The following is a 547-nucleotide window of genomic DNA, read 5'->3' as shown; positions in this document are numbered from 1 at the left end:
TGTTGGATGAGATCCCGTTGACGCCGGTGGGGAAGTTGGATCGGGCGGCGTTGCCGGAGCCGGTGTTCGCTGCGCGGGCGTTTCGTGCGCCGTCGACTCCGGTGGAGGAGATCGTGGCGGGGGTGTTCGCGGCGTTGCTGGTGCCGGAGGAGGACGGCCGCGTCGGTGCGGATGACGATTTCTTCGAGTTGGGTGGGAATTCGTTGTTGGCGGCGCAGGCGGCGGCGCGGATCGGTGCGGCGTTGGATGTGCGGGTGCCGGTGCAGTTGTTGTTCGAGGCGACGACGGTGGCGGGGTTGGCGGCGCGGGTGGAGGCGCATGCGGGGTCGGCGGCGGGGCAGGCGTTGCGGGCGTGGCCGCGGCCGGAGCGGGTGCCGTTGTCGTATGCCCAGCAGCGGATGTGGTTTTTGAACCGGTTCGATCCGGGCAGCGCGGTGAACAATATTCCGGTCGCGGTGCGGTTGAGCGGTGCGTTGGATGTGGCGGCGTTGCGGGCCGCGGTAGCGGATGTGGTGGCGCGCCACGAGGTATTGCGCACGGTCTATCC

The 547-nt window shown here is 69.3% G+C and carries 1 protein-coding gene; it reads left to right on the top strand.

The window, feature by feature from the left end:
• Positions 1-547: phosphopantetheine-binding protein (locus tag NNI01S_RS32895; protein ID WP_157115175.1), on the top strand; the 547-nt coding region annotated here is incomplete at both ends.

This window comes from Nocardia niwae NBRC 108934 = DSM 45340, assembly GCF_001613465.1.
Lineage (GTDB): Bacteria > Actinomycetota > Actinomycetes > Mycobacteriales > Mycobacteriaceae > Nocardia > Nocardia niwae.
This window is presented reverse-complemented; position numbering and strand designations above follow the sequence as displayed.